Here is a 22,133-nt window from a genome sequence, read left to right as displayed (position 1 = left end):
TCACCATCTCGAGAGCGGTCTGTTCAGGAGCAGGTTTCTTCAACATGTCCCAATGAATCATAAACCCCCAGCTCACGCCAGGGGTTTGTCAGCAGTCTGAGGCGGCCTTCGCCGCCTTTTTTCGTCTGCACCGTGCTTGGACATCAGAAGACGGCAAGATATTTCAGCAGCGAAATAATGCCGATGATGATGACGATCACCTGCGCAATCTGTTTCGCACCGCCGCCGACCGGCAGGCGCGCGATAAGCCACAAGACGAGCACAATCACCAGGAAGGTGATCAGAATGCTGACGAGCGTAGATGTAACCATATGTCCCAGCTCCCTGTAAAATAAAGGCTTCAACGGTCGTTCACCGTTGTGGGAGTAAAAAGCGCCAGATAGATTTTTGTTCCATGCAATTGATTGCGCGCGATTAAAATTAGGACTTGCTGAATGGCAGATGGTGGGAAGGTGAAGTTGCGTCCCGTGGGGGCGAGGGCCGAGGTGGGGCGGCTCGGTCGCCCCGCCATTTCGACGGTGACAGGCGGTAAACTGGATCTCGTGACCGGCGTTGCAGAGCCGGGATTCAATCCGATTGATCTACTGTATTCGTCACTCGCCGCCTGTCTTGCGCTCAGCGCCCGGATCGCCGCCAGTCGGCTAGGTTTGCTGGAGCGCTTCAATGGTGTGGTTGTCGAAGTCACGGGCGAAAAATCCGCCGAGGAGCCGTACAGCATTGTCCGTTTCGACATTGGCATCGCGGTGAGCGGCGATTTCGATGAGAATAGCCGCAACGCCATTGCCCATCTTGCCGAGGATATATGCACTGTCAGCAACACGCTGAAGGGCGATGCGGAATTCGCGATGTCTGTTACCGGTTGACGATCAAGGCTTCCGGGATTTTTCCCATTTTTTCACCAGCCGGTCGCGCTTGAGCTTCGAGAGGCGCTTCAGCCAGAAAATGCCATCCAGCTGGTCGATCTCGTGCTGGATGCAGACGGCGTGAAATCCCTCGGCGGTCTGCCGGTGTTCGCCGCCGGATATGTCCTGAAACCTCACCTCGACACTGCAAGGCCGCTCCACCTCGTCGGTAAAGCCCGGCATGGAGACGCTGCCCTCCATATGGCGCATGGTCTGCGTGGATTGGCTGATTATTTCGGGATTGATGTAGGTCAGGACGGTTCCCGGTGTCAGTTCCAACACGAAAACCCGCTGTTTTATGCCGATGTGGGCGGCGGTGATGCCGACGCCGGGTGCAGCGCGCATCGTGTCGATCAGGTCCGTTACCAGCTGTTGCAATTGCCCGTCGAAAGCCGTGACCGGCGCGCAGATTTCGGACAAACCGGTATGAGGGTAGGGCAGGATCGGCCTGATTGCCAAGGAATGCTCCGTTCGTTTCAAATCCGCAGGGACGCCGCCGCGAGGGACTGTCCTTCTTCGGTTGCCTCCAGAAAGCTGCGCTGGGTGCGGGCATCGCGTTTTGTCACCCGCACGAAACGTGGCGACAGGGCAGTGATTTCGCGCAGAATGAGGGCGTGCGCAAGCCCCAGCCGATTGGCGATGCTGCGGCTGTCAGCGGCGATGTTGAGACGAAGCGAAAGAAGGATCGCCGCGCCCGTGGCTGTCAGCGCCCGTGAGGAGCTTTCCTGAACCCGCTCCACCGCGGCCATGAACGCGGCGGCGGACTGCGCCTCGTCCATCAGGAGGCGTCCGGGCGCAGGCGAACGGAGACGAGCACCGATTTCGATGTCGGCGTGAAACTGTCTTCGCCATAGCTCGATAGCGGCACCAGCACGTTCAGTTCCGGATAATAACCGCCGACGCTGCCCTGCGGGATATTATAGGGCACCAGCCGGAAATTCCGCGCAATGCGTTCCACGCCGTCGCCATATTCGCCGATGACATCGACACGCTGGCGGGAATGGGCGCCGAGCGTTTCCATGTCCTTCGGGTTCATGAAGATGACGTGGCGCTCGCCATAGACGCCGCGATAACGGTCGTCCATGCCGTAGATCGTGGTGTTGTATTGATCGTGGCTGCGGAAGGTCTGCAAGACAAACAGGTCATCGCGCGTGAGCGCCTGCTGGTGTTCGGTCTGTTCAGGTAGCGGACCGCTATAGAAGGTGGCCTTTTTCGCCGGCGTGTTCCATTCCCGTTCGGCTGCTGCGTTGCGCAGATGAAAACCGCGCGGCACGCGTACGCGCTCGTTGAAATTATCGAAACCGGGAATGACCCGCTCGATCATGTCGCGGATGAGGTCGTAATCATCGGCAAGCGCCTTCCAGTCGACATGGGCATTGCCAAGCGTCGCCTCGGCGATGCCAGCGACGATGGCCACTTCCGAGCGCAGCTCATCCGAGGCCGGTGGATTGATGCCGCCGGAACCGTGCACCATGCTCATGGAATCCTCCACCGTGACGATCTGCGAGCGCCCGGCCGAATTGCGGTCGATTTCCGTTCGGCCGAGGCAGGGCAGCACAAAGGAGGTTTCGCCCGGCACCAAGTGCGAATGGTTGAGCTTGGTTGCGATGTTGACGGTCAGCTTCTGCTTTTCGAAAGCCTTGACGATCAGCGGGCTGTCGGGCGTCGCCCGCATGAAATTGCCGCCGAGCGCGATGAAAGTCTGAGCCTTGCCGTCCAGCATCGCGGCGACGGCTTCGACGGTATTGTGGCCGGGCTTGCGCGGCATGGGGACGCCAAGTTCCTTTTCCAGCGCATCGAGAAGCGCGGGCGGGGCTTTTTCATCGATGCCGACGGTGCGGTCGCCCTGCACGTTGGAATGGCCGCGCACGGGGCAAAGGCCGGCGCCCGGACGGCCGATATTGCCACGCAGCAGCATGAAATTGGTGATCTCGCGAACGATAATGACCGAATGCCTGTGCTGCGTGACACCCATGGCCCAGGTGGCGATGACGGAACCGGCGTTCATGTAGATGCGGGCGGCTTCCTCGATCTCCGCGCGGGTGAGGCCGGACTGGTCGAGGATGCTCTCCCAGCTCGTCGCATCGACGGCGGCGCGATAGGCATCGAATTCGGCCGCATGTTCGGCGATGAAGTCGTAGTCGATGATGGCGGGCTCGCCCGCCGCCCTTGCTGCATCGTCGGCGGCGAAGACTGCCTTGCTCATGCCGCGCACTGCCGCCATATCGCCACCCTGACGCGGCTGGTAATAGTTGGTGGCGATTTTCGTGCTGCTGCCGGTGATCATTTCGATCTTGTCCTGGGGGTCGGCGAAACGCTCGAGACCCTTTTCCCGAATGGGATTAAAGACAGCGATGCGGGCGCCGCGAAGGGCGGCGCGGCGCAAGTCGCCAAGCATGCGTGGATGGTTGGTGCCGGGATTTTGCCCGATGACGAAAATGGCGTCCGTCTGCTCGAAATCCTCCAGCAGCACCGTGCCCTTGCCGACGCCGATCGATTCTTTCAGGCCGACGCCGCTCGCCTCGTGACACATGTTGGAGCAGTCGGGGAAATTATTGGTACCGTAAAGCCTGACCATCAACTGATAGAGGAAGGCCGCCTCGTTGGAGGCACGGCCGGAGGTATAGAACTCAGCCCGGTCGGGACTGTCGAGGCTGTTGAGGATACGGCCGATTTCGGCAAAGGCATCGTCCCAGGAGACAGGCAGATATCTGTCGCTCGCCCGGTCATAACGCATGGGATGGGTGAGGCGGCCCTGTTTTTCCAGATCGTAATCAGACCAGCTGCGCAGTTCGGATACGGTGCGGCTGGCGAAGAAATCCGGCGGCACCCGGGCTTCCGTTGCTTCCCATGACACCGCCTTGACGCCGTTTTCGCAGAACTCGAAAGAGGAGCCATGTTCCGGGTCTCCCCAGGCGCAGCCCGGGCAGTCGAATCCATCCGGCTGGTTGGTCTTCAAAAGCGTGCGGGCGCCGGAAATCGGGGCGCCGGATTCCAGGAGGCGTTTGCCGACGCTTTTGAGTGCGCCCCAGCCACCTGCGGCGGAGGATGCCTTGCCTATGAAATCCGTCTTGCTCATGATTGTGATTCCCGGGATGTGTCTTCTTGCGCGCGCCCGACGGCGCTTACCGTTTGTCAAAAGCATCTTCAAAAGCGCTGATCCGCACCGCCTGTCAATGTCTTAATTGTGCATTGCGGCAAAACCTTTGTTCGCCCATTCGACATTTAAAACGGGAACGGCGTAAAGGGGGCGGACGTTGTCGTAAAACAAGCCGCGCAGATTGGCTAAACATGCTTATGGCCGCTGGCTGAGACCCTGCCGGCCAATAGGAAGAGGAATGTCGAATGGATTTTTTGCCGCGGCCGGAGAGCTTGCGTATTTGCTGCTACCCGGTTGTTGACAATATACCTTTTAACGCCATTCTGCCTGCGCATCCGTGCACTGCCATATTTGAATACAAGGGGACGCCAGATGACAGACCGTGACGACGATCCTGTCGCGCCCGAGGACATGAAGCCGACGGAAGCGCCCTCCGATATCTACGCCGAAGACGGTTCGGTACGCTCCGATTTTCTGACGATGGTGGGTGCGGCGATCGCTGACCGCGATCTGCTTTTCCTGCGCAAGAATGTGGCGCGGCTGCACGAATCGGAACTCGGTGACCTGCTGGAATCCATCCTGCCGGAACAGCGCCATGCGCTGGTGCGGCTTCTCGGTTCCGATTTCGACATGACGGCGCTGACCGAGGTGGATGAGGGCATCCGTCTCGATATCGTTGACCAGATGTCGAATGAACAGATTGCCGCCGGTATCGGCGAGCTGGATTCGGACGACGCCGTCTATATTCTCGAGGACCTCGACGACGAAGACCGCGAGGATATTCTCTCGCAACTGCCGTTCACCGAACGCGTGCGGCTGATGCGGGCGCTGGATTATCCAGAAAGTTCGGCCGGTCGCCGCATGCAGACGGAATTCGTCGCCGTGCCGCCGTTCTGGACCGTGGGGCAGACCATCGACTACCTGCGCGAGGAGGAGGAGCTGCCGGAATCCTTCTCGCAGATTTTTGTCATCGATCCCACCTTCAAGCTGGTCGGCGCGCTCGATCTCGACAGGGTTCTGCGCGCCAAACGTCAGGTGAAGATCGAAACGATCATGCACGAGACCAACCACTCCATCCCGGCGGAGATGGACCAGGAAGAGGCCGCGCAGCTTTTCGAGCAATATGACCTTCTCTCCGCCGCTGTGGTCGATGATAACGGCCGACTGGTGGGCGTGCTGACCATCGATGACGTGGTGGACGTCATTCAGGAAGAGGCCGAGGAGGATTTGCTGCGCCTTGGCGGTGTCGGTGACGAAGAGCTGTCGGACTCGATTGCCAGCACGTCCCGTTCGCGCGTGCCCTGGCTTGCGGTTAACCTTATCACCGCCTTTCTCTCCGCCTCTGTCATCAGCCTGTTCGATGCAACGATCCAGCAGATCGTCGCGCTGGCGATCCTTATGCCGGCGGTGGCCGGTATGGGCGGCAATGCCGGATCGCAGACCATGACGGTGTCGGTGCGGGCGCTCGCCACCAAAAGCCTCGATATTCACAACGCTGCGCGCATCATCCGGCGCGAGGCGGGCGTGGGTATTCTGAATGGCATGCTGTTCGGCTGCGCCATCGGCATCGTTGCCGGTATCTGGTTTCAGGATATTCATATCGGCGGCATCATCGCCACGGCCATGTGCCTCAACATGCTGGCGGCGGCGCTGGCGGGAATTCTCATTCCGCTGGTGCTCGACAAGTTCGGCGCGGACCCGGCGGTCTCGTCGGCAGTTTTCGTGACGGCGGTTACCGATATTGTCGGCTTCTTCGCCTTTCTGGGGATCGCGACCTGGTGGTACGGTATTTCCGGATAGGGCCAGACGGCCGAAAATTGACTTTTACGTGAAGGTCAAATAATATCTTCCGGTGATGAATCGGATAGGCCCTTGGACAAGTATTATAGCATAACCGAACTGACACGCGAATTCGGTGTTTCCACCCGCACCTTGAGGTTTTACGAGGACGAGGGACTGATTCACCCTGAACGTCGCGGGCGCACACGGCTTTTCAGGGCTGCAGACCGCCGCCTCATTCAGGAAATCCTGCGCGGCCGCCGTATCGGTTTCACGATCTCCGAAATTCGCGAGATCATTCACGTCTACAAGGAACCGCCGGGCGAATCGGGCCAATTGGTGCTTCTGATGAAGAAGGTCGATGAAAAGCGCGCCGAGCTTCGGCAAAAACGCAAGGACATCGAAGAGACGCTGGCGGAACTCGACAATGTCGAAGAAGCCTGTCTAACGCGGCTTGCCGAAATCGGCGTTGGGACGTGAAAGCAGCTCGTGCTGCTTGATGCGTCAGTGATTTAATGCCGAAAACAGGCCTTAAGCCTTCTATCTTTACCGCATTCCTTTGGGGGACGATCGCCAGAGTGGTGATGGGCCGCGTTGGAGCGAGTATGTGCCGCTTGTCGCCTTCTCCCCGCCAGGGAGAAGGTCGCGGCAGCGGGATGAGGGGGCTAGGGTAGAGATATTCGGCAACGTTGCCCCCTCATCCGACCCTTCGGGCCACCTTCTCCCCCTCGGGGAGAAGAAACAAGCGGCAAGCCCTGACGTCTCCCTACTGTGCCTCAACCGTGCACTGTTGCGCCACCTCACTGACCTTCGTCTGCTGATCGGCGTTGAGCTTGCCTTCCATCATCGTGTCGAACAGGTTTTCCGCCTGCAGCTTCTCCAGTGTGCAGCCGCAGAAACGCTGGCAAAGTTCCAGGCCGTTGGCCTGCTCGACGCAGCTCTTTTCACAACTCGATTTGTAAAGCTCGACCTGATCGACAGGCGAGGGTGGGGCTATGAGCGACAGGGTATAGACAAGGCCGATAAGCACCGGCTGGTGGATGAGGTAGAATGCCAGGCTGTGGCGGCCGGCGCCTGCGATCAGGTTGCGAGGCGAACTCGGGCTTCGAAAGCGGTCGAGCCAGTCGCGCGGCGTGACGAATTGCGACACCGCAAGCCCGGCAAGGAAGGGCGCAAGCCAGGGCAGAAGCGGCACATAGTCGTTCGAACGGGGCGGCGTGGTGGAAAAACCAATCCAGGCCAACCATTTTGCGTTGAACAGTTCGGACTGCAGATAGTGAGGCAGGGTGAAGGCGATCACGGCAAAAAGCAACGTCACGGCCGCGGGGGCTCGCACGAACAGCAACCCGACAAGGCTTGCTGCGGCGATATTGTGCAATATGCCAAAGAAGATGAAGCTGTCCGGAAAGGCGAAATAGGTGGCGATGGTAATGAGCAGTGCCGAGCCGGCCACCATCGCAAAACGTTTGCCGAAAGACGGCCAGTTGACGCCCTTACCATGGGCGAGAAACAGGCTGAAACCGGCCAGAAACAGGAACGAGCTGGCGATGCCGCGCGCATAGAGTTTCCACAGGCCGGTGGTTGCCGTGCCGGGTTCCAGATAGCCGAAATATTCCAGATTCCATGTGAAGTGGTAGGACGCCATGGCGATGAGGGCCAGCCCGCGCAGGGTGTCGAGACCGCCTATGCGGCCTTTGCGGCGGTTTTCGTTTGCGGCTGCGTTCGTGTTCATGGTTTCCGTTTTCGGCTTTCGGGGGGCGGTATCACGCTCGGCTTGGCCCCTGAAGTGCGGCTATTTCAAGGCCTGTTTTCTTCCATAATGGCGCGCCGTGCTTCGGAAAAGAACTGGCGGCGTAACAACGCCACGATGATGATGACCGTGCTGGCGATGAAGACATAGGGGCTGATGAACCAGCCGAGATAACCGATTGACAGAAAGATGGTCCGCAGGCCGTCATTGAAGTTCTTAGCAGCGATGATGTTCATCTTTATGACGTTTTCGGCTGCCCGCTCGGCCGCCCTGCGATCGGCGCCGACATCGTGGACCATGGGAATGGCGCCGAACAGGATGGTGCAATAGTTGAACAGGCGGTAGGACCAGCCGAACTTGAAGAAGGAATAACCGAAAAGACAGGTCAGCCCGATGACCTTCAGCTCGAAGGCCGTGCGCCCGGCATACTGCACGAACGGCATGTCGCGAAACACCGATTCGACCTGTTCTGTGGCGCCCAGCAGGGCGAAACATCCGCCGATGGCGAAAATGGAGGTGGAGGCGAAGAAGGCGGTGCCATTCTGAAGGCCGGCCATGATCTGCGTGTCGATCATCTTCAGGTCGCGCTTCAGCGAATTCATGATCCACTCGCGGCGGCGCTCGGCCATGGCCTGGTTGAGACTGGCTCTCGAAAACAACCTCGTGCCCGTCGTGACATGGGTATAGACGGCCCATAGCAGGATGAAAACCACGATCGAGATATAGTCCATCACGGTCATCACGGGCAGGCCACCTTGCTGTTTGCGAATCTTCGAAAGCATATTGATTTGAAGGCCATGGCAAGGCAATGGCGGCGGCTGCCGTCACTCCATATTCTCCTTGGGCGTTGCGGTTTCATCATTCGGTTTTTCGCTAACGTTCCGGTAACCAAGTCGCTTTATCAATCCAGTCGCGGACGATGCGTCTGCCGGTTCCGGGTTAAGGTTTTGCGTCCCGGTTCCGCCCGTTTTTTCGCCAGCGGCGAGGGCCGATTGACAGAATGGCCGTTCGCACCTAGCCTTTTATCTGGACCGGTGTTTCCGGTATCCGGAGCAGCCAAGGCTGATATGCCCCGCATCCTGCAGGCAGGTCTTGTTTTCTCCGGCCCGGTATCAGCGGCAGTCCGGCATGAGCAACCGGGGAACGCCTTTTTCTACGAATCGTTCCCTTCCTGTCTGTCTGCCCCTGGCTTGCGACACGGCGAAGATGCCGGTCCGTTTCATTCTCTTCCTTCAGGTTTCAGATGACAGATAAAAACCGCTCCGTTTTCATTCTTGGCGGCGCGCGCTCAGGCAAGTCCCGTTTTGCGGAGGAGCTTGCGGGCAAGTCGGGTGGAAGCCTGCATTATCTGGCCACTGGCCGGGCATGGGATGACGAGATGCGCGACCGCATCGTCCATCATCAGGCGCGGCGCGGCGGCGAATGGACAACGCATGAAGCGCCCGTCGATATTGCCGCCGTGCTGGACCAGCTCGGCGCGCCGGAAAATGTCGTTCTCATCGATTGCCTCACCCTGTGGCTCACCAATCTGATGATGGAGAACGCCGATATCGAGGCTGCTTTCGCGGCGCTCGAGACGGCGATTGCATCGGCTCGAGCTAAGCTGATTCTCGTCTCCAACGAAGTCGGTCTCGGCATCGTGCCGGAAAACCGCATGGCGCGGGAATTTCGCGATCACGCCGGCCGCCTGCATCAGCGAATCGCCGCCATTGCCGCAGAAGTCTATTTCGTCGCCGCCGGCCTGCCCCTGAAGATGAAGGGCTGAAGGGTACGCGCGCAAGCGGGGCCGGCATCGCTGCGCATTTTTGCTCTTGTACAAATTTCTCTCGTAAAGCCGCGTCCCGTTTTGCCGGGGCTGCGACAGCTTTGCTTTCTTGACCTGGATCAAGGTGGCGCTCTCCCGCCGGTGGCAATGCTCCAACCGACGCATAGGCACGTTTCCGCTCTCTTGGGCGCGTGCCGTGCCTTTCGTCGGTCGGCTTGCACGTTGGGGGAAACCAACAATGAATTACACGTTAGAAACCGCGATCGTGGCGCTCGGCGCCTTTCTCGCGTTGCTTGGGGCAGCCTTTGCCCATGACAGTCTTTTCGCAGCCCATATGTGGGTACTGTTCTTTACGCTTCTGGTCAGCACGGTGCTTTTGCTGCGCCGTGTCTCCTTCGCGCCTGTCGGTTCTGCCACGCGTGCTCACTTGAAGTCGGAATATTTCGACGAGGTGGTGAAATACGGCGTCATCGCCACTGTGTTCTGGGGTGTCGTCGGCTTTCTGGTTGGCGTTGTCGTGGCGCTTCAGCTTGCCTTTCCCGATCTCAACATCGCGCCCTATTTCAATTTCGGCCGGATGCGGCCGCTGCACACATCGGCGGTTATCTTCGCTTTCGGGGGAAATGCGCTGATCGCCACCTCCTTTTACGTGGTGCAGAGAACCTGTCGCGCGCGGCTGTTCGGCGGCAATCTCGGCTGGTTCGTGTTCTGGGGCTACAACCTCTTCATCGTCATGGCCGCCACCGGCTATCTGCTCGGGATTACGCAGGGCCGCGAATATGCGGAACCGGAATGGTATGTGGATATCTGGCTGACCATTGTCTGGGTCGCCTATCTGCTGGTGTTCCTCGGTACGATCCTCACGCGCAAGGAGCCGCATATCTATGTGGCCAACTGGTTCTACCTCAGTTTCATCGTCACCATCGCCATGCTGCATATCGTCAACAATCTCGCCATTCCCGTCTCGTTCCTTGGCGTCAAGAGCTATTCGGCTTTTTCGGGCGTGCAGGACGCGCTGACGCAATGGTGGTACGGCCATAACGCTGTCGGCTTTTTCCTGACGGCCGGCTTCCTCGGCATGATGTATTATTTCATTCCCAAGCAGGTGAACCGCCCGGTCTATTCCTACCGCCTGTCGATCATCCACTTCTGGGCGCTGATCTTCATGTATATCTGGGCCGGCCCGCACCATCTGCACTATACGGCGCTGCCGGACTGGGCGCAGACGCTCGGCATGGTGTTCTCGATCATGCTGTGGATGCCGTCCTGGGGCGGCATGATCAACGGTCTGATGACGCTTTCGGGCGCCTGGGACAAGATCCGTACAGACCCCATCGTGCGCATGATGGTGATGGCGGTGGCCTTTTACGGCATGGCGACCTTCGAAGGTCCGATGATGTCGATCAAGGCCGTCAACTCGCTCAGCCACTATACCGACTGGACCATCGGCCATGTGCATTCGGGTGCTCTCGGCTGGAACGGCATGATCACCTTCGGCGCGATCTATTACCTGACGCCGAAACTCTGGGGCAGGGAGCGTCTCTATAGCCTGCAACTCGTCAACTGGCACTTCTGGCTCGCCACGATCGGCATCGTCATCTACGCGGCCGTCATGTGGGTGGCCGGCATCCAGCAGGCGCTGATGTGGCGCGAATACGATACCCAGGGCTTCCTCGTCTATTCCTTCGCGGAGTCGGTCGCGGCGCTGTTCCCCTATTATGTGATGCGTGCATTGGGCGGCCTGATGTTCCTCAGTGGCGCGCTGATCATGGCCTACAACGTCACAATGACCATCCTCGGTCATCAACGCGAGGAGGGCGCCAGCGAAGGCGCAGTGCCCTCGCTGCAGCCTGCTGAATAAGGAGGGCTCCGATGTCCATTCTTGACAAACACGCCGTCGTCGAACGCAACGCCACGCTGCTTCTGGTCGGTTCTTTGCTGGTCGTCTCCATCGGCGGTATCGTGGAAATCGCACCGCTCTTTTATCTCGAAAACACCATCGAGAAGGTGGAGGGCATGCGGCCCTACACGCCGCTGGAACTGGCCGGGCGCAACATCTACATCCGCGAGGGATGTTATGTCTGCCACAGCCAGATGATCCGGCCGTTCCGCGACGAGGTGGAGCGTTACGGGCATTACAGCCTGGCAGCGGAATCCATGTATGACCATCCGTTCCAGTGGGGTTCCAAGCGCACGGGGCCGGATCTTGCGCGTGTCGGCGATCGTTATTCGAACGAGTGGCACGTGCAGCATCTGGCCGATCCGCGTTCGGTCGTGCCGGAATCGATCATGCCCTCCTATGCTTTCCTGAAGACCACGACGCTGAAGGTCACCGAGGTTTCCATGGAGCTGAAGGCCAACCGCGCCGTCGGCGTACCCTATAGCGACGAGATGATCGAAAAGGCGAGCGCTGACATGAAGGCGCAGGCTGATCCGAATGCCGATACCAGCGAGCTGCTAGCGCGTTACCCGAAGGCCAAGGTCGGCGATTTCGACGGCGATCCGGCCAAGCTCACCGAAATGGATGCGCTTGTGGCCTATCTGCAAATGCTCGGCACGCTGGTCGATTTCTCGACCTATGACGATGCCGCCGGATACCGGTGAGGAGGTGTGAGCCATGGAAACCTACACGGCCATGCGCCACTTCGCCGATAGCTGGGGTCTGCTTGCCATGACCCTGTTCTTTGCCAGCGTCGTTGTTTTCACCCTTCGCCCAGGCTCGAGAAAAGCCGCGGACGATGCCGCCAGCATTCCGCTCAAGGAGGACTAGGATATGTCCGAAAAACACATCGATAAAATCAGCGGCGTCGAAACCACTGGTCATGAATGGGACGGTATCCGCGAGCTGAACAACCCAATGCCGCGCTGGTGGGTCTGGACCTTCTATCTCACGATACTGTGGGCCATCGGCTATACCATCGCCTATCCGGCATGGCCGCTGATCAACGGGGCGACGCAAGGGTTGCTCGGCTGGAACAGCCGCGGCGATATTGCCGCCGATATTGCCGATGCAAAACAGTTGCAGAGCGTCTTTGTCGACAAAATCGCCAATGCGTCGCTTGCCGAAATTCAGACCGACCCGGCCCTGAGTCAATTTGCCCTTTCCGGCGGCGCGGCCGCTTTCAAGGTCAATTGCATTCAGTGTCACGGTTCGGGCGCGGAAGGCGGGCAGGGTTATCCCAACCTCAACGATGACGACTGGATGTGGGGCGGCAGCGTCGAGGACATCTATACAACGGTGAAGCACGGCATTCGTTTTGCCGACGATGCTGATACGCGTGCTTCGGAAATGCCGGCCTTTGTCGACATTCTGAAGTCTGACGAAATCCGCGAGGTTGCCGCCTATGTCGTCAGTCTGACGGGAACGCCTTCCAATCCGGCGCTGGTGGAACCTGGCAAACAGGTTTTTGCGGATAATTGCGCTTCTTGCCACGGTGAGGATGCCAAGGGCAACCGCGAGTTCGGAGCACCCAATCTTGCCGATGCTATCTGGCTGAAGGCCCACGGCGAAGAAGGTATCGCTGCACAGATACGGTCACCGAAACATGGGGTGATGCCTGCCTGGGGAGAGCGTCTCGGCGATACGACCGTCAAGCAGCTTGCCATCTTCGTGCATTCGCTTGGTGGGGGTGAATGAGGTGAGCAGAATGTGGAGAGGGGGCGCCGGGGAGGCGCCCTTTTTATCATGGGCAGATCAGGCGTTGTCCGCCCGTCCATCCGGATATTCGGCTGGTCCCTTCAACTCGATCTTGTTGCCGAAGGGATCACGGAAATAGAACGAATGTCCCATTCCTCTCGCGCCGCCGTGAAAGGCTTCCTGTTCTATCGTAACGTTAAATTTCACCAGATGGGCGCGAAGCGCATCATGGTTCAGGGGACCGGTCGCTATGCAGATGTGATCGACATTCCGTCCTCCGGCGACGGGCGGAGCAGCCTTTGTGCCACCGGGATGTGTGACATCCCACAGCACGATCAAGGCATTTCCGCACCAGACCTGTTCCATGCCGAGAGCAGGATAAGAGTAACCATCAGTGCACCCGAGCACGTTCCGGTAGAAATCGAGCGCCCGCGCCATATCGTCGACGATGAAGACGATATGATCGATACCGACCAACGAAAAAGGCGGCGTTGTCAAAGTCATTGCGGGTTCCTGCCGATCAGTTTTTCGACCAGACGGCCAGTTCGTATCCATCCGGATCGGTGAAATGGAAACGCCGGCCGCCGGGAAAGGCGAAGATCGCGACGCTAATCTGGCCGCCGGCGGCCTCGATACGCCGTTGCACATCCTCGATATCGGCGGCGTAGAGAATGACGAGCGGTCCGCCCGTGGAAGAAACCGGCGCGGTGGTGGTGAAGCCGCCCGTCAGGCGGCCGTCGGAGAATTCGCAATATTGCGGACCGTAATCCTTGAAAGTCCAACCGAACGCGCCGCCGTAAAATTCCTTGCTGCGCTCGATATCGGCGACGTTGAATTCGACATAGTCGATGCGTCGGTCGTTTGTATTCGTGATCATCTTTCCTCCATCAATCCTTTTCGAGCAGCGCCTTCAGCGTTTCGAGATCGGCCGTGACCGCTCTTGCATCCTGATCGAAATCCTCGTCCGTCATGCCCTGAAGGCGAAGCAGGGTGAAACTCACCTCCGTACCGTCGCCATTCGGCGTCACCCGTAGCGCGTTATAAACTTTGATACCATCCGGCAATGTCACGACGTGGTCGATGACGCCGAATTCATTGGCGGGCGCAAAATTGACGCGCACCTCGCCAAGCGGCCCGCCCTCGGCGATCCAGTCTTGGCCATCGGCTTTAAGACCGCCCGCAAGGCCCGCGGCCCAGCGAGGCATGTTCTGAGGGTCGGAGGCGAAATCGTAGACCTCTGCCCACGGTTTTTCGATCGAAAGATGAATGATTCTCGACTGCATGACAGGCATTTCATCCTCCCTTGGCGGCGCGTTCCCCGGACTGCGCCACTTTGTCGTCACTTGATGTAAGTCAAGGATGTTTCACCGGGGAGATGGGAGAAAGCAAGGAGATAAAAACGGACATCTTACCATGAACATCTATCGCGCCGGACAGGACAGCCCGCAACAGCCCGTCGAAAGGCTGGAGGCGGAAGCCGTCAATTCCGCAAAAACGCGCAAACCGCTCTACGAAGCCCGCAAGAAGATTTTTCCCAAGCGCGCGGAAGGTCGGTTCCGGCGGTTCAAATGGCTGGTGATGCTCGTCACGCTCGGCATTTATTATCTGACGCCGTTCCTGCGATGGGACAGGGGACCTTATGCACCCGATCAGGCAGTGCTGATCGATATTGCCAACCGGCGCTTTTATTTCTTCTTCATCGAAATCTGGCCGCAGGAGTTCTTTTTCGTCGCCGGATTGCTGGTCATGGCGGGGCTGGGGCTCTTTCTCGTCACCTCCGCCGTTGGGCGCGCATGGTGCGGTTATACCTGTCCGCAGACCGTCTGGGTCGATCTGTTTCTGGTGGTCGAGCGGGCGATAGAGGGCGACAGGAACGCTCGCATGAAACTGGATGCGGCGCCCTTCACGTTTGGCAAGTTACACAAGCGGGTGTTGAAACATGCGGTCTGGCTGGTCATCGGTGTTCTGACAGGTGGAGCCTGGATCTTCTATTTTGCCGATGCGCCGACGCTGGCGAGAGAGTTCCTGACCGGCGAAGCACCCATGATCGCTTACACCACCGTCGCGATCCTCACCGCCACGACCTATGTCTTCGGCGGGCTGATGCGGGAACAGGTCTGCACCTATATGTGCCCCTGGCCGCGCATTCAGGCAGCGATGCTGGACGAGAATTCGCTTGTCGTCACTTATAATGACTGGCGGGGTGAACCGCGCTCGCGGCACGCTAAAAAGGCTGCGGCGGCAGGGGAGAGCATCGGCGATTGCGTCGATTGCAATGCCTGCGTTGCGGTCTGTCCCATGGGCATCGACATCAGGGACGGGCAGCAGCTGGAATGCATCACCTGCGCGCTCTGTATCGATGCCTGTGACGGGGTGATGGACAAGATCGGCAAACCGCGCGGGCTGATCGCCTATGCGACGCTGTCCGAATACCAGTCCAATATGGCGCTGGCGACCGGCAACGGCGAATACGCCATCCGTCCCGCCAATGTGCGCGAAGAGGACGGCCGTTTCAGTAGGCGCGTGCGCCACTTCAACTGGCGCATCATCTTCCGGCCGCGCACGCTGCTTTATACGGCCATCTGGGCTGCCGTTGGCATTGGCATGCTGTTTGCGCTGGTGACGCGCGAGCGGCTGGCGCTCAATGTCCTGCATGACCGTAATCCGCAATATGTGCTGGAATCGAACGGTTCGATCCGTAACGGCTACACGGTCCGAATCCTCAACATGGTGCCGCAGCCGCGCATAATGAGGCTGACGATGGACGGCCTTCCGAATGCGGTGATGAAGATAAACGGCATGGCCGATACGGCTGCCCGGGCTTTCGAGGTGACCGTGGAGCCGGATGAGGCGACGACGCTGAAGGTATTTGTCACCCTGCCGGGCGCGGATGTTGCGCGGGTAGCTGAAAATTTCGAATTCATCGTCAGCGATACGGCCGGCCACGAAACGGCCCGTTACGATGCGGTCTTCAATGCTCCGGGAGTGAAAAAATGACGGTGAACAATCAACGCGCCTCCGGTTTCACATTTACAGGCTGGCACATGCTCGGCGTGATGGTGCTGTTCTTTGGTACCATCATTACCGTCAACATGATCATGGCCTGGAACGCGATCCATAGCTGGAGCGGGCTTGTGGTGCCCAATACCTATGTGGCCAGCCAGCAGTTCAACGCCAAGGCGGAGGCCGCCAAGGCAAGGGCTGCAACCGGCATCAAGGGCAGGCTGGCGGTGGATGAAAAGACGGTGCGTTACGAAGTTTTCCATCCGGATGCCGGGCCTGTCGACACGGATACGGTGACGGCGCATTTCCGCCGGCCCGTGGGTGAGAGCCAGAATTTCGACATGGAGCTGACCCCGGTTTCCACGGGTGTTTTCACTGCTGCGCATGACATGTTGCCCGGCCAATGGATCGTCGAAGTGACAGCCGTCAAGGATGGCCGGATCATCGTGCATGAGGGCACGCGGATCGCCGTCATAAGGGGGCGCAAATGAGCTGCTGCGCACCGGGAACGGAAGGGTCGCTGCAACTCGGCGAACCGGTCAATCCGCCATCGTCGGAGGAATTGCTGCTGGCGAGCCGCGATCTGGGGCAGGGTCTTCGCCAGACCGATCTCAGCGTGCCGGGTGTTTATTGCGGCGCCTGCATCACCACCATCGAGACTGCGCTTCGCCGCGTGCCGCAAGTGGAGCGGGCGCGGGTGAACCTGTCGTCGAAACGGGTGGCGGTCGTCTGGAAGGAAGAGGTCGATGGCGTCAAGACCGATCCCGCCGATCTTGCCCGCGCGATCCTTTCAACCGGATACAGGACACATCTTTTCTCGAGCGGGCAGGATGCTTCGGACGCGTTGCGCTCGCAGCTTATCAGGGCGGTGGCGCTCTGCGGCTTTGCGTCCGCCAACATCATGCTGCTGTCGGTCTCCGTCTGGTCGGGCGCGGATGCGGCGACGCGTGACATGTTCCACTGGATTTCGGCGATGATCGCCGCGCCGGCGCTGATCTATGGCGGGCGTTTCTTCTATCGATCGGCCTGGAATGCGCTGAAACATGGCCGCACCAATATGGACGTGCCGATCGCGCTCGCCATCACGCTCTCCTATGCCGTTTCGCTGTGGGAGACGATCCATCACGGCGAACACGCGTGGTTCGACGCGACGGTATCGCTGCTGTTCTTCCTGCTGATCGGTCGCACGCTTGATCATGTCATGCGCGACAAGGCGCGCTCGGCGATTGCCGGATTGGCCCGTCTTTCGCCGCGCGGCGCTACCGTCATCGACGCGGACGGGGTGCGGGACTTCCGGTCGCTTGCGGATATCGAATCCGGAATGTCGATTGCGATTGCGGCGGGTGACCGGGTAGCGGTGGATGCCGTGGTGGTCTCCGGCAGCAGCGATCTCGACATGTCCATCGTCAATGGTGAAAGCGCGCCGCGCCGCGTTGCGGCAGGCGACAGCCTGCAGGCCGGCACGCTCAATCTCACCGGTTCGCTTGTCGCCCGGGTGACTGCGTCCGCAAAGGATTCCTTCCTTTCGGAAGTGATCGGGCTGATGGAAGCGGCCGAAGGCGGGCGGGCACGTTACCGGCGTATCGCTGATCGTGCCGCGAGCTATTATTCGCCCGTCGTGCATCTTCTGGCGCTGGTGACGTTTCTCGGCTGGGGCATTTTCGGCGGCGACTGGAAACAGGCGATGCTGATCGCCATTGCGGTTCTCATCATCACCTGCCCCTGCGCGCTTGGCCTTGCGGTTCCCGTGGTGCAGGTGGTGGCCGCAGGAAGGCTGTTCCGGCACGGTATCATGGTCAAGGAAGGTTCGGCCATGGAGCGGCTTGCTGAAATCGATACCGTGCTGTTCGACAAGACCGGGACCCTGACTGTTGGCAAGCCGAAACTGGTCGAGACTGGCGATGTGAAACCGGCCATCATGACGATTGCCGCCGGCCTTGCCGCCCATTCGCGCCATCCGTTGTCGAAGGCTCTGCATGCCGCCTATAGCGGTGCCTTGCCGGCCTATGAGACGGTGCGGGAAATTCCGGGGTCGGGTGTCGAGGCCGAGACGGAAGCCGGCACTTACCGACTCGGTAATCGCCGTTTCGCCTGCCCGGATGAGACACTGATCGACAATGGCGATGCCCGGTCGGAAGTGGTGCTGTCGCTCGATGGGCATCAACTGGCGAGCTTCGGCTTCGAGGACAAGCCGCGCGCGGGTGCGATTGCGGCATTGCGCAGCCTGTCTGGGCGGGGCCTTGCGCAGGAAATCGTCTCGGGTGACCGGGCGGCCGCGGTCAGCGCCATGGCGCAGCGGCTGGGGATCGGCAACTGGCGCGCGGACCTGTCGCCGAAGGACAAGGCGGCGCGCTGCGCCGCGCTTGCCGGCGAGGGGCGCAGGGTGCTGATGGTTGGGGATGGCATCAACGACGCGCCGGCGCTTGCCGCAGCCCACGTATCGATGGCGCCCGCCACTGCCGCCGATATCGGCCGGAAGGCCGCCGATTTCGTGTTCATGCAGGAGGACTTGGATGCCGTGCCTTTCGCCATCGAGACGTCGCAGCGGGCCGGCGGCCTCATTCGCCAGAACTTTGCGCTTGCCATCGGATACAATATCGTTGCCGTACCGATCGCGATTGCCGGTTATGCGACGCCGATGATCGCGGCCATTGCGATGTCGACATCCTCGTTGATCGTCGTCGCCAATGCGTTGCGCCTTGGCGGTGCGGCTGACACCGTCCGCCTTCAAAATGAAACGAACGTGGGATTTGCGGGCGAGGGGGCGCAACTGGCATGAACATGCTGATCTACCTCATTCCCGTCGCGCTGTTCCTGGGCGCGCTCGGACTTTTTGCCTTCCTCTGGTCGGTACGTTCAGGTCAATATGAGGACATGGACGGGGCAGCCTGGCGGGCGATAGAAGACGGCGATGACCGGCCCCGGCCGCCATGTTGAGCGCAATGGGAACTGCTGTCTCGACCTGCCGCAAATATGCAAAGCTGACTTGCGTCATCAAAATTTAATCGTTTCAGTCGCCCCCAGCCTTGCCGTTTTGTGATTACAGTGCCACAACACGACCACCAAAAAGCAAGATGGAGGCACACCCCTTGGAACAGGCAGAAATCGGTTTGATCGGTCTCGGCGTCATGGGCTCGAACCTGGCGTTGAACATCGCGGAAAAGGGCAACAAGATTGCCGTATTCAACCGAACCCCTGAAGCGACGAAAAAATTCTACGCCGAGGCGGGTGAGTTGCAGGGACAGTTGATCCCCTGCGAAACCATCGAGGAATTCGTCGCCGCCATTCGTCCTCCGCGCCCAATCATCATCATGATCAAGGCCGGCGATCCGGTTGACCAGCAGATGGAAATCCTGAAGCCGCATCTCTCGAACGGCGACATCATGATCGACGCCGGCAATGCGAATTTCCGCGATACGATCCGCCGTTTCGACAATCTGAAGGATAGCGGCCTGACCTTTATCGGGATGGGCGTTTCCGGCGGTGAAGAAGGGGCGCGTCACGGACCGTCGATCATGGTTGGCGGCACCGAAGATAGCTGGAAGCGCGTCGAGAAGGTTTTGACCTCCATTTCCGCCAAATATAATGACGATCCGTGCGTGGCTTGGCTCGGCAATGACGGTGCGGGTCATTTCGTCAAGACGATCCATAACGGCATCGAATATGCCGACATGCAGATGATCGCCGAAATCTACGGCATCCTGCGTGACGGCCTTGGCATGAGCGCGGTTGAGATCGCCGACGTGTTCGCTGAGTGGAACAAGGGGCGCCTGAATTCCTACCTGATCGAGATCACCGAGAAGGTCCTGCGCGCCGCCGATCCGATCACCGGCAAGCCGATGGTCGATCTGATCCTCGACAAGGCCGGCCAGAAGGGCACCGGCAAGTGGTCGGTCATCGAGGCCCAGAACATGGGCGTCGCCGCCACCGCCATCGAGGCGGCCGTCGCTGCCCGTATCCTGTCGTCGCAGAAGGACGAGCGTGAGGCTGCCGAGAAAATCTTCGGCCTGCCGAAGCTTGCAGCCGCACCCGCAGACAAAAAGGCGTTTATCGCCGATCTGGAAAGCGCGCTTCTGGCCGCCAAGGTCGGCGCCTATGCGCAGGGCTTCGCCATCATGTCGGCCGCGTCGAAGGAGTTCAACTGGAACCTGCCGATGCCGACGATCGCCCGTATCTGGCGCGCCGGCTGCATCATCCGCTCGGAATTCCTTGATGAGATCACTTCGGCCTTTACGAAGGATCCGCATGTGGCCAACCTCATCGTGACGCCGGCCTTCTCCGCCATCGTCAAGGATACCGACGCGCCGCTGCGTCGTGTGGTTTCCTATGCCGTGCTCTCCGGCCTGCCTGTTTCGGCGCTGGCTTCGGCACTCGGCTATTTCGATGCCTATCGCCGCGGTCGCGGCAGCGCCAACCTCATCCAGGCGCAGCGCGACTTCTTCGGCGCCCACGGCTTCGAACGCACCGACGGTGTGGACAAACCGCACGGCCCTTGGGGCAGCGGCGCGGATAGCTTCTGATAGGGTGAAACGACAAACGACAAAAGGCCCGCGCGAGCGGGCCTTTTTCATTTCATCTATGCCTCGATTAGCGGGCGGCGGCGAGACCGACGATCAGGCCGCTGACGGCGTTGATGAGCAGGAACTGGTTGTCGACGCGCACCCAGCGCTGGTCGCGGCGCGGTTCGGCAAGGCGATAGCGGCGGTAGTCACGGCGGTCCACCATGTTGCGGCGCTCACGGGCCGAGAGGCGCTGGCCGCGATCCCAGCGGTGCTTCTTGACGATGACTTTCTTGGTGGTGACCTGACGCTCGACGGTAACGCCGCGATGGCGGTCGTCGTGGCGGCTCTGGGCCTGAGCCATCGGGGCTGCAAGAACGGTGGCTGCCAGAAGAATGGTGACGAACTTTTTCATGGACGTTTCCTCTCGTGTTTCGATGAGGAGAACTTACGAATAAACGAATGAACGGAAACTGAATTTAAAATTACATTTATGTAATGGTTATTAACGGTTAGGTGCGGACATTAATTCTTCGGTTGCAGATTGCAATCCGGCTCTTGGAGTGAGACCGCCCGGTATCCGCCGGACGGCCTTGCTTCATATATCAGGCCCGTTCGGCGGATTTTGCCCAGAGGTTGATATCAGCGTCCTTGGCGTAACGGTCGATTTCGGCCAGTTCTTCGGCGGAGAAATCAGCATTGTCCAGCGCCTTTACGCAGTCCTCGACCTGTTCGACACGGCTTGCGCCGATCAGCGCCGAGGTGATGCGGCCGCCGCGCAGAACCCAGGCAATCGCCATCTGCGCCAGCGTCTGGCCGCGGCGTTCGGCAATACTGTTCAGCGCGCGGATGTTTTCGACATTGCGCTCATTGAGGAACGCCGGGTTGAGCGACTTGCTCTGCGAGGCGCGGCTACCCTGCGGCACGCCACCGAGATATTTCGTCGTCAACATGCCCTGCGCCAGCGGCGAGAAGACGATGGAGCCGATGCCCAATTCTTCCAACGTGTCGACGAGACCATCTTCTTCGATCCAGCGATTGATCATAGAATAGCTCGGCTGATGGATGATGCAGGGTGTGCCGAGGTCCTTCAGGATCGCGGCGGCCTCGCGGGTACGCTTCGAATTGTAGGACGAGATGCCGACATAAAGCGCCTTGCCCGAACGCACGATCTGGTCCAGCGCGCCGCAGGTCTCCTCAAGCGGTGTATTGGGGTCGAAACGGTGGGAATAGAAAATATCGACGTAGTCCAGCCCCATGCGCTTCAGGCTCTGGTCGCAGGAGGCAATTACATATTTGCGGCTGCCCCATTCGCCATAGGGACCTGGCCACATGTTGTAACCGGCCTTGGAGGAGATGATCATCTCGTCGCGATAACCTCTGAAATCCGTCTTCAGAATTTCGCCGAAGGCGGTTTCGGCGCTGCCGGGCGGCGGGCCGTAATTGTTGGCGAGATCGAAATGGGTAATGCCGAGATCGAAGGCGCGGCGGCAAATGGCCTGTTTCGTCTGGTGCGGCGTGTCATTACCGAAATTGTGCCAGAGCCCCAGCGAAATCGCCGGCAGTTTCAGGCCGGTCTTGCCGCAGTGATTATATTTCATGGATGCGTATCGGTTTTCGGCCGGTTGCCAAACCATGGGTCTTCCTCCACTTGCTGATGACTGGCTGCCGGAGAACCCGGCAACCCTTTGAATGGAC

The 22,133-nt window shown here is 59.6% G+C and carries 24 protein-coding genes; 13 read left to right on the top strand and 11 right to left on the bottom strand.

The genetic code is table 11. The annotated features are described in order from the left end of the window. Window positions 1–143: 143 nt before the first annotated feature. Window positions 144–311: a Thivi_2564 family membrane protein gene (locus tag PL597_RS23335; protein WP_003502827.1), complete on the bottom strand. Its 168-nt coding sequence runs from the start codon at window positions 309–311 to the stop codon at window positions 144–146. Between the two features lie 123 nt (window positions 312–434). On the opposite strand from PL597_RS23335, the gene PL597_RS23330 reads away from it, so the two are divergent. After that, the gene (locus tag PL597_RS23330; protein ID WP_077982254.1) at window positions 435–863 is read left to right on the top strand and encodes an OsmC family protein; all 429 of its coding nucleotides are present in this window, start codon (window positions 435–437) and stop codon (window positions 861–863) included. A gap of 3 nt (window positions 864–866) precedes the next feature. Here PL597_RS23330 and PL597_RS23325 read toward each other — a convergent pair whose 3' ends face one another. The 3 genes from PL597_RS23325 to PL597_RS23315 are packed head-to-tail and all read right to left on the bottom strand — an operon-like array spanning window position 867 to window position 3,981. Continuing rightward, window positions 867–1,361 (bottom strand): peptide deformylase, encoded by a 495-nt coding sequence (locus tag PL597_RS23325; protein WP_271366330.1) that lies wholly within the window; start codon window positions 1,359–1,361, stop codon window positions 867–869. A 17-nt stretch (window positions 1,362–1,378) separates the two neighbouring features. Beyond that, on the bottom strand, window positions 1,379–1,681 hold the full coding sequence (locus tag PL597_RS23320; RefSeq protein ID WP_271366329.1) for a hypothetical protein: 303 nt from the start codon (window positions 1,679–1,681) through the stop codon (window positions 1,379–1,381). Next, the gene (locus PL597_RS23315) at window positions 1,681–3,981 is read right to left on the bottom strand and encodes an FdhF/YdeP family oxidoreductase (protein ID WP_191218262.1); all 2,301 of its coding nucleotides are present in this window, start codon (window positions 3,979–3,981) and stop codon (window positions 1,681–1,683) included. Before PL597_RS23315 ends, PL597_RS23320 begins: the two co-directional genes overlap by 1 nt. 393 nt (window positions 3,982–4,374) lie before the next feature. Here PL597_RS23315 and mgtE point away from each other — a divergent pair, with 393 nt between their 5' ends. Next, on the top strand, window positions 4,375–5,802 hold the full coding sequence (mgtE, locus tag PL597_RS23310) for a magnesium transporter (protein WP_077982258.1): 1,428 nt from the start codon (window positions 4,375–4,377) through the stop codon (window positions 5,800–5,802). Window positions 5,803–5,874: 72 nt separating this feature from the next. Beyond that, window positions 5,875–6,261 carry a MerR family transcriptional regulator gene (locus PL597_RS23305; RefSeq protein ID WP_003524989.1) on the top strand — a complete coding sequence of 129 codons (387 nt, stop codon included), beginning with the start codon at window positions 5,875–5,877 and terminating at the stop codon, window positions 6,259–6,261. 286 nt (window positions 6,262–6,547) lie between these two features. Here PL597_RS23305 and PL597_RS23300 read toward each other — a convergent pair whose 3' ends face one another. Together PL597_RS23300 and PL597_RS23295 are read right to left on the bottom strand one after the other, a co-directional pair. Beyond that, window positions 6,548–7,513, bottom strand: coding sequence for a heparan-alpha-glucosaminide N-acetyltransferase (locus tag PL597_RS23300; protein ID WP_077982259.1), 966 nt, complete (start codon window positions 7,511–7,513; stop codon window positions 6,548–6,550). A gap of 65 nt (window positions 7,514–7,578) precedes the next feature. After that, window positions 7,579–8,271, bottom strand: coding sequence for a DUF599 domain-containing protein (locus tag PL597_RS23295; RefSeq protein ID WP_137411010.1), 693 nt, complete (start codon window positions 8,269–8,271; stop codon window positions 7,579–7,581). A gap of 503 nt (window positions 8,272–8,774) precedes the next feature. On the opposite strand from PL597_RS23295, the gene cobU reads away from it, so the two are divergent. The 5 genes from cobU to ccoP all read left to right on the top strand — a co-directional run bounded on the left by cobU (window position 8,775) and on the right by ccoP (window position 12,933). Next, window positions 8,775–9,296: a bifunctional adenosylcobinamide kinase/adenosylcobinamide-phosphate guanylyltransferase gene (gene cobU / locus PL597_RS23290; protein ID WP_137410405.1), complete on the top strand. Its 522-nt coding sequence runs from the start codon at window positions 8,775–8,777 to the stop codon at window positions 9,294–9,296. Between the two features lie 238 nt (window positions 9,297–9,534). Continuing rightward, on the top strand, window positions 9,535–11,157 hold the full coding sequence (ccoN, locus tag PL597_RS23285) for a cytochrome-c oxidase, cbb3-type subunit I (protein WP_142912245.1): 1,623 nt from the start codon (window positions 9,535–9,537) through the stop codon (window positions 11,155–11,157). Between the two features lie 11 nt (window positions 11,158–11,168). Then, a complete protein-coding gene (ccoO, locus tag PL597_RS23280; protein WP_137410403.1) occupies window positions 11,169–11,900 on the top strand; it encodes a cytochrome-c oxidase, cbb3-type subunit II in 732 nt (243 codons plus the stop codon). A 13-nt stretch (window positions 11,901–11,913) separates the two neighbouring features. Further along, entirely contained in the window at window positions 11,914–12,066 is a 153-nt protein-coding gene (locus PL597_RS23275) for a cbb3-type cytochrome c oxidase subunit 3 (RefSeq protein WP_142912244.1), read from the top strand. Between the two features lie 3 nt (window positions 12,067–12,069). Next, a complete protein-coding gene (gene ccoP / locus PL597_RS23270; RefSeq protein WP_077982264.1) occupies window positions 12,070–12,933 on the top strand; it encodes a cytochrome-c oxidase, cbb3-type subunit III in 864 nt (287 codons plus the stop codon). 57 nt (window positions 12,934–12,990) lie between these two features. Here ccoP and PL597_RS23265 read toward each other — a convergent pair whose 3' ends face one another. Genes PL597_RS23265 through PL597_RS23255 form a run of 3 tightly spaced genes read right to left on the bottom strand, consistent with a single transcriptional unit; the run spans window position 12,991 to window position 14,225 of the window. After that, the gene (locus PL597_RS23265) at window positions 12,991–13,437 is read right to left on the bottom strand and encodes a VOC family protein (protein ID WP_191218266.1); all 447 of its coding nucleotides are present in this window, start codon (window positions 13,435–13,437) and stop codon (window positions 12,991–12,993) included. Window positions 13,438–13,453: 16 nt separating this feature from the next. Continuing rightward, a complete protein-coding gene (locus tag PL597_RS23260; RefSeq protein ID WP_077982266.1) occupies window positions 13,454–13,810 on the bottom strand; it encodes a VOC family protein in 357 nt (118 codons plus the stop codon). Between the two features lie 10 nt (window positions 13,811–13,820). Then, window positions 13,821–14,225 carry an SRPBCC family protein gene (locus PL597_RS23255; RefSeq protein WP_269825654.1) on the bottom strand — a complete coding sequence of 135 codons (405 nt, stop codon included), beginning with the start codon at window positions 14,223–14,225 and terminating at the stop codon, window positions 13,821–13,823. A 121-nt stretch (window positions 14,226–14,346) separates the two neighbouring features. Here PL597_RS23255 and ccoG point away from each other — a divergent pair, with 121 nt between their 5' ends. The 5 genes from ccoG to gndA all read left to right on the top strand — a co-directional run bounded on the left by ccoG (window position 14,347) and on the right by gndA (window position 20,456). Continuing rightward, window positions 14,347–15,930, top strand: a complete 1,584-nt coding sequence (ccoG, locus tag PL597_RS23250) for a cytochrome c oxidase accessory protein CcoG (RefSeq protein WP_191218268.1) — start codon at window positions 14,347–14,349, stop codon at window positions 15,928–15,930. Further along, window positions 15,927–16,427: a FixH family protein gene (locus tag PL597_RS23245; RefSeq protein WP_077982268.1), complete on the top strand. Its 501-nt coding sequence runs from the start codon at window positions 15,927–15,929 to the stop codon at window positions 16,425–16,427. Before ccoG ends, PL597_RS23245 begins: the two co-directional genes overlap by 4 nt. Continuing rightward, complete coding sequence (locus PL597_RS23240) at window positions 16,424–18,715, top strand: cation-translocating P-type ATPase (protein ID WP_271366327.1); 2,292 nt, start codon at window positions 16,424–16,426, stop codon at window positions 18,713–18,715. The genes PL597_RS23245 and PL597_RS23240 overlap by 4 nt, the downstream gene beginning before the upstream one ends. Then, complete coding sequence (gene ccoS, locus PL597_RS23235; protein ID WP_149146439.1) at window positions 18,712–18,873, top strand: cbb3-type cytochrome oxidase assembly protein CcoS; 162 nt, start codon at window positions 18,712–18,714, stop codon at window positions 18,871–18,873. The genes PL597_RS23240 and ccoS overlap by 4 nt, the downstream gene beginning before the upstream one ends. Before the next feature lie 152 nt (window positions 18,874–19,025). Then, complete coding sequence (gene gndA / locus PL597_RS23230) at window positions 19,026–20,456, top strand: NADP-dependent phosphogluconate dehydrogenase (protein WP_271366326.1); 1,431 nt, start codon at window positions 19,026–19,028, stop codon at window positions 20,454–20,456. A gap of 67 nt (window positions 20,457–20,523) precedes the next feature. Here gndA and PL597_RS23225 read toward each other — a convergent pair whose 3' ends face one another. Together PL597_RS23225 and mgrA are read right to left on the bottom strand one after the other, a co-directional pair. Then, complete coding sequence (locus PL597_RS23225) at window positions 20,524–20,850, bottom strand: RcnB family protein (protein WP_077982272.1); 327 nt, start codon at window positions 20,848–20,850, stop codon at window positions 20,524–20,526. A gap of 190 nt (window positions 20,851–21,040) precedes the next feature. After that, window positions 21,041–22,072: an L-glyceraldehyde 3-phosphate reductase gene (gene mgrA / locus PL597_RS23220; RefSeq protein WP_137410395.1), complete on the bottom strand. Its 1,032-nt coding sequence runs from the start codon at window positions 22,070–22,072 to the stop codon at window positions 21,041–21,043. Window positions 22,073–22,133 lie beyond the last annotated feature (61 nt).

Origin of the sequence: Agrobacterium sp. ST15.13.013 (assembly GCF_027956525.1) — a bacterium.
Taxonomy (GTDB): Bacteria; Pseudomonadota; Alphaproteobacteria; order Rhizobiales; family Rhizobiaceae; genus Agrobacterium; species Agrobacterium salinitolerans.
This window is presented reverse-complemented; position numbering and strand designations above follow the sequence as displayed.

Bases quoted from the DNA above. Each gene is read 5' to 3' on its own strand.
- PL597_RS23335 (WP_003502827.1), bottom strand. From the start codon at position 311: ATGGTTACATCTACGCTCGTCAGCATTCTGATCACCTTCCTGGTGATT.
- PL597_RS23330 (WP_077982254.1), top strand. From the start codon at position 435: ATGGCAGATGGTGGGAAGGTGAAGTTGCGTCCCGTGGGGGCGAGGGCC.
- PL597_RS23320 (WP_271366329.1), bottom strand. From the start codon at position 1,681: ATGGACGAGGCGCAGTCCGCCGCCGCGTTCATGGCCGCGGTGGAGCGG.
- PL597_RS23315 (WP_191218262.1), bottom strand. From the start codon at position 3,981: ATGAGCAAGACGGATTTCATAGGCAAGGCATCCTCCGCCGCAGGTGGC.
- mgtE (WP_077982258.1), top strand. From the start codon at position 4,375: ATGACAGACCGTGACGACGATCCTGTCGCGCCCGAGGACATGAAGCCG.
- PL597_RS23300 (WP_077982259.1), bottom strand. From the start codon at position 7,513: ATGAACACGAACGCAGCCGCAAACGAAAACCGCCGCAAAGGCCGCATA.
- PL597_RS23295 (WP_137411010.1), bottom strand. From the start codon at position 8,271: ATGACCGTGATGGACTATATCTCGATCGTGGTTTTCATCCTGCTATGG.
- cobU (WP_137410405.1), top strand. From the start codon at position 8,775: ATGACAGATAAAAACCGCTCCGTTTTCATTCTTGGCGGCGCGCGCTCA.
- ccoN (WP_142912245.1), top strand. From the start codon at position 9,535: ATGAATTACACGTTAGAAACCGCGATCGTGGCGCTCGGCGCCTTTCTC.
- ccoO (WP_137410403.1), top strand. From the start codon at position 11,169: ATGTCCATTCTTGACAAACACGCCGTCGTCGAACGCAACGCCACGCTG.
- PL597_RS23275 (WP_142912244.1), top strand. From the start codon at position 11,914: ATGGAAACCTACACGGCCATGCGCCACTTCGCCGATAGCTGGGGTCTG.
- ccoP (WP_077982264.1), top strand. From the start codon at position 12,070: ATGTCCGAAAAACACATCGATAAAATCAGCGGCGTCGAAACCACTGGT.
- PL597_RS23265 (WP_191218266.1), bottom strand. From the start codon at position 13,437: ATGACTTTGACAACGCCGCCTTTTTCGTTGGTCGGTATCGATCATATC.
- PL597_RS23260 (WP_077982266.1), bottom strand. From the start codon at position 13,810: ATGATCACGAATACAAACGACCGACGCATCGACTATGTCGAATTCAAC.
- PL597_RS23255 (WP_269825654.1), bottom strand. From the start codon at position 14,225: ATGCCTGTCATGCAGTCGAGAATCATTCATCTTTCGATCGAAAAACCG.
- ccoG (WP_191218268.1), top strand. From the start codon at position 14,347: ATGAACATCTATCGCGCCGGACAGGACAGCCCGCAACAGCCCGTCGAA.
- PL597_RS23245 (WP_077982268.1), top strand. From the start codon at position 15,927: ATGACGGTGAACAATCAACGCGCCTCCGGTTTCACATTTACAGGCTGG.
- PL597_RS23240 (WP_271366327.1), top strand. From the start codon at position 16,424: ATGAGCTGCTGCGCACCGGGAACGGAAGGGTCGCTGCAACTCGGCGAA.
- ccoS (WP_149146439.1), top strand. From the start codon at position 18,712: ATGAACATGCTGATCTACCTCATTCCCGTCGCGCTGTTCCTGGGCGCG.
- PL597_RS23225 (WP_077982272.1), bottom strand. From the start codon at position 20,850: ATGAAAAAGTTCGTCACCATTCTTCTGGCAGCCACCGTTCTTGCAGCC.
- mgrA (WP_137410395.1), bottom strand. From the start codon at position 22,072: ATGGTTTGGCAACCGGCCGAAAACCGATACGCATCCATGAAATATAAT.